The sequence below is a fragment of the Streptomyces pathocidini genome, from assembly GCF_001418495.1.
Lineage (GTDB): Bacteria > Actinomycetota > Actinomycetes > Streptomycetales > Streptomycetaceae > Streptomyces > Streptomyces pathocidini.
Genome location: NZ_LIQY01000591.1, coordinates 1 through 4849, shown reverse-complemented (window position 1 = coordinate 4849; position 4849 = coordinate 1). Strand labels below are relative to the sequence as shown.

The 4849-nt window shown below is 70.7% G+C and carries 5 protein-coding genes and 1 pseudogene; 4 read left to right on the top strand and 2 right to left on the bottom strand.

Annotation, left to right across the window (positions count from 1 at the left end):
* On the top strand, positions 1-1157 hold a 1157-nt coding region (locus AOK16_RS23195), incomplete at its 5' end, for an FAD-binding oxidoreductase (protein WP_055474090.1).
* Positions 1158-1331: 174 nt separating this feature from the next.
* Here the strand turns inward: AOK16_RS23195 and AOK16_RS23190 are convergent.
* Both AOK16_RS23190 and AOK16_RS23185 read right to left on the bottom strand, forming a co-directional pair.
* Positions 1332-2057 carry a phosphatase PAP2 family protein gene (locus tag AOK16_RS23190; protein ID WP_055474089.1) on the bottom strand — a complete coding sequence of 242 codons (726 nt, stop codon included), beginning with the start codon at positions 2055-2057 and terminating at the stop codon, positions 1332-1334.
* Between the two features lie 151 nt (positions 2058-2208).
* A complete protein-coding gene (locus tag AOK16_RS23185) occupies positions 2209-3219 on the bottom strand; it encodes a C40 family peptidase (RefSeq protein WP_276202524.1) in 1011 nt (336 codons plus the stop codon).
* Positions 3220-3375: 156 nt separating this feature from the next.
* Between AOK16_RS23185 and AOK16_RS23180 the strand changes: the two genes are divergently transcribed.
* From AOK16_RS23180 to AOK16_RS23170, 3 genes and pseudogenes are all read left to right on the top strand, one after another.
* Positions 3376-3600: a DUF397 domain-containing protein gene (locus tag AOK16_RS23180; protein ID WP_055474087.1), complete on the top strand. Its 225-nt coding sequence runs from the start codon at positions 3376-3378 to the stop codon at positions 3598-3600.
* A 247-nt stretch (positions 3601-3847) separates the two neighbouring features.
* Positions 3848-4156: a hypothetical protein gene (locus AOK16_RS23175; RefSeq protein WP_055474086.1), complete on the top strand. Its 309-nt coding sequence runs from the start codon at positions 3848-3850 to the stop codon at positions 4154-4156.
* A 189-nt stretch (positions 4157-4345) separates the two neighbouring features.
* Positions 4346-4849 (top strand): annotated as a pseudogene (locus AOK16_RS23170) (hypothetical protein); the annotation flags it as partial.

Genomic DNA, 4849 nt, shown 5'->3' with positions numbered 1-4849 from the left:
CCGCCGGCGAGGCGACCGTCGGGGCCGGCACCAAACTCGCCACCGTCTACGCCGCCCTCGGCGCCCAGGGCGTGACCCTGCCCGGCGGCACCTGCCCCTCCGTCGGCATCTCCGGCCTGACCCTGGGCGGTGGCCACGGCGTCGTCTCCCGCGCGTACGGGCTCACCTGCGACAGCCTGCTCTCCGCGACCCTCGTCACCGCCGACGGCCGCACCCTCCACTGCGATCCACGCGAACACCCGGCCCTCTTCTGGGCGCTGCGCGGCGCGGGTCACGGCACATTCGGGGTGGTCACCGAGCTCCGGTTCCGCACCCATCCGGCGCCCGCCGCCGCGAGCGCACGCCTGGCCTGGCCCTGGACCGGGGCCGCCGCGGTACTGCGCGCCTGGCAGGAGTGGGGCCCGGACCTGCCGGACGAGATCTGGTCGGCCGCGCATCTGGAGGCCGGTTCGGGTTCGCCACCCCGCGTACGGGTCACGGTCTTCTCCCTTGGCGCGTACGGGGAGTTGGAGAACGCCGTGGACCGGCTTGTGGGCCGGGTCGGTGCCCGGCCGTCCGCCGTATCGCTGCGCCGCCACTCATACGGGGAAGCGATGACCGGCTACGCACGCTGCGCCGCCCGCCCGGCCGAGGAGTGCCGCCTCCCCGGCACCACGCCGGGCCGCCACCCCTCCGGCGCGGTCCGGCGCGAGACGTACGCCGCGCGCTCGGACTTCTACGACCGCCCGATCGCCGACCGAGGACTCACGGCCCTGGTCGCGGGCGTCAAGCGCTTCCCGGGTGCCAGCGGCACGCACGGCACCCGGGGCATGGGCCGCATCGACGGTTCGGTCACCGTCCACCTCACCGCGCTGGGCGGTGCCATCAACCGGATCGCTCCGACGGCCACCGCTTTCGTGCACCGCCGCTCCCGGGTCCTCGCGCAGTACATGGTCAACTGGCCCGCCGGACACGGGCCCTCGGCCCCGACCGCCTGGCTGAACGGCCTGTACCGGGCCATGCGCCCGTACGCCTCGGGTGCGGCGTACCAGAACTACGCGGACCCGGCCCTGGAAGACTGGCGCCGCGCCTACTACGGCCCGGCCGCCGACCGTCTCGCGCGCGTGAAGCACCGATACGACCCGGACCGGGTCTTCGACCATCCACAGGCGGTGTGATCCGGGGATTCCAGGTTCACGCACGCGTACAGCCGTGTGGCACCTCACGCACGCTTACCGCCCTGCGGCGTCCTCACGCACGCGTACCGCCGTGCGGCACCCCACGCGCACGTCCCGTCCCGGGCAGCCTCCACCCGCGCGTACCGCCGCACCCGCCCCCTCGCCCCAACCGCTCTACGCGGCAAGCCCTTTGCTGTCCTCGCAGCCGGTGCCGTCCTCCTCGGCGGCCTCTCCCGAGGATGCGGGGTCGGCCGAGGCTCTGTCCTCCGCCTCCGTATCGATCCGCTGGGACCGGACGAGCCACCCCACCCGTGGCGAGTCCGCGACCGCCCGGGTCACGGGCGTGAGGAGGGCCATCGCGGCCGGGGCCAGCAGCAGGGCGGCGGCCGTGCCGAGAGCGAAGCCGCCGACGACGTCGGTCGGGTAGTGCACGCCCATGTAGACCCGGCAGAACCCTTCGAGGAGGGCGAGTGCGATCCCGGCGAGCCCGAACTTCCGGTGGGCGACGAAGATTCCGACACCCAGAGCCATGGCCATCGTCGAGTGATCGCTGACGAAGGAGTAGTCGGTCTTGCCGGCGATCAGGACCTCGAGCCCGTCGTGGTCCACGAAGGGGCGGGGCCGCTCCACGAAGCCGCGGATCGGGATGTTGACGAGCAGCGCCACACCGGCGGCCAGGGGCGCCCACAGCAGCCCCGCGACCGCGCTCGGAGCGTTCTCACGCTTCCTGACGGTCCACCAGCACCAGACCATGAGCAGCGTCAGGGCGGCCAGGATCCCGTACTCGCCGACCCACTCCATGACCCGGTCGAACCAGTTGGGGGCGTCGGCGGCCAGCCCGTTGATGTCGTAGAGCAGGGACACGTCGGGGTTCGACCCGGTCGATTCGACTCCAGCCATGTCGCGCGGCCCCTCGCCTCTGCCCTCAGTGCTCGTGCTGAGCTCGTGTCAATGGAGGAACGCTTGTACCCCCCGCGACGTTCCGCCCTCCACCGAATGACCACCAGGACGTTACCGAAGGGTGACCCGTTGTCGCAGCTCAGGGACCGGATCATGCACCGGGGAACGCGGTGGGGAGCGCCTTTGCGCCATCCTCTGTGACCCGGGTTGCACCGAAGTAGTCCGGCAGCGAATCGATCTTGTCGAAGCGGATCACGGCGCCAGTGTAGGGCGCGTTGATCATGTAGCCGCCGCCGACGTAGATGCCGACGTGGTGGATGGCCCGGGAGTTGTTCATATCGGTGGAGAAGAACACCAGGTCACCCGGCATGAGTTCGCCGCGGGAGGGGTGCGGCCCGGCGTTGTACTGGTCGTTGGCGACCCGCGGCAGCTCGATCCCCACCGAGGCGTACGCCGCCTTGGTCAGGCCCGAGCAGTCGAACCGCCCGTTGTGTTCCGGTGTTCCGTTGCCGCCCCAGAGGTAGGGCGTGCCGAGCTTCTTCTGCGCGTAGTAGATGGCGCCCGCCGCCTGCCGGGAGGCCGGAACCCTGCCCGTGGGCGCCTCGAAGCTCTTCGCGAGGTTCGTGATGATCCTGACGTAGTTCTGCGTCTCGCTGATCCGCGGGACCCCGCCCGACTGGATCACCCGGTACGCGCCCGCGTTGTAGGCCGCCAGCATGTTGGCGGTCGGGTCACCGGGCACGTCCTTCACGTATGTGGCCAGCTTGCAGTCGTACGAAGCGGCCGACGGGATCGCGTCGGCCGGGTCCCACACGTCCCGGTCCCCGTCGCCGTCCCCGTCCAGGCCGTGGGTGGCCCAAGTGCCGGGGATGAACTGGGCGATGCCCTGGGCTTCGGCGTGGCTCTGCGCCTTGGGGTTCCAGCCGCTCTCCTGGTAGAGCTGGGCGGCGAGGAGGGCGGGGCTGATGGCCTTGCAGAGGTTGCCCCACTTCTGCACGAGCGGCTGGTACGCGGCGGGCACGGCCCCCTTGGCCAGGCCCAGGGCCCGTCCGGCGCCGCCGGCGAGGCTCGCTGCGGCGGTGTACGTACCGACGACAAGGAGGGCGAGGAAGCAGAGACACAGTCCGATCCCCAGCCCGCCGGCCACCCACGTTTTCCGCACGCCACAACCCTCCCCCATAGGAGTCCCGTTGGTCTCGCCCCACCCGGGCTTTTGGCCGAATCCAGTCGCCCCGATACTGGGCCTGACCAGCACGTGACACACATCCTGTGGATGCCCGCCCCATCGGCTCCCATCCCGTCGAAAGGAAACCCACCCATGTCGGACCACGAGTGGCGAAAGTCGAGCTTCAGCGGGGCGGACGGGCAGGGCGACTGCCTCGAAGTCACCGCCGGCGAGGACGGATTGATCTACATCCGGGAGAGCGACGACCCGGACGTCGTCGCGGTCACCACCCCGGCCAAGTGGGACGCCTTCGTGAAAGGCGTGAAGGCGGGCGAGTTCGACCACTTTGTCGAGGGCATTGAGGACGACGGGGAGTGAGCCCGGCGCACGCCCGGCGCACCCAACCCAACCCCCCGTCCGCCCAAGACAGTTGCCATCGCCGAGTGTTACGCTACGCAATACGCAGAGTGACGAACGACGCTTGGGGGGCGACGGGCACAAGATCCGCGAAAATTTGACGCCAAGTCGACATGCACGGCAGCCATCGTCGGCGAAGATAGAGAATCGACCCTGCCGTTGGACAGGGCGGACGCACAACTAGCCTGTAGGGGCGGTGAGTTAGAACATGTTCCTGGCAGCCGAAAAGGGCGACATCAACACCATCATCGGCGGCATCGCTCCGGACTGGGGTCCGTTCGGGAGCCTGGGCAACGAGGCGCGGGTCATGATCGAGGTGGTGATGGCCATCGCCATCATGCTGTGCCTAGGCATCGCGATCTGGGGGGCGGCCAAGCAGCGCATCGGCGCGACGGCGCTGCGCGACACCTTCAGCGCCGAACAGGGCAAGGGCCTGATCGTCGCCGGGCTGACCGGCGTCTTCATCATCGGCTCCCTGGGCACGCTGTTCACGATCGTGTACGGGATGGCGGTCTGACGGCGCGCGCACCCACCTCCCGTACAGCCCGGGCAGGGCCCGTCACCCTGCCGTTCCCGCCTGCCACCCGTCCGTCGTGCCCACCGGCTGAGGTTGCGTCCCCTTGATGTCGAGTCACCACTCCGCGTCCGTGCGGCAACCAGCACGGCTACCGTCGAACCACGGCCACTGCGAGGGGGCATGCGCGGCATGAGTCTCGGCGACGACGGATACGGACCCGAATACGGCGGCTATGCCGACCCGGACGAGGACCCGGGGCGGGGCCGGCAGACCCGCACCCGTCTGCCGGAGCGGACCGGCGAACCGTACGGCCCCGGGCGCCGCCCGCGCGGGGGCTCCCGGCCGTCGCGCAGCATGGTCACGGTCCTGGGCGTGGTCGTCCTCCTCATCGCCGCCATCGCCTTCACCAACCGCGGCGACGCCGGCGGCTCCTCCGGTGGCGGCTCGGGAACCGCCGACTTCCCGAAGTCGGAACAGGGCGCCCAATCAGCAGCGGCGAACTACGCGGTGGCGCTGGTGTCCGCCGACATGGTCAAGCCCGACCGCCGCCCGGACATCGTCCGGCACCTGTTCGTGGCCGACCGAGTGGACGAGCTCGACGCGAAGTTCGACCGGGCATACGCCAAGGTGCGCGACACCCTCGGCCTCGACGCCGACGGCAACGCGGGCGACGGCATGACGTACATCTCCCGG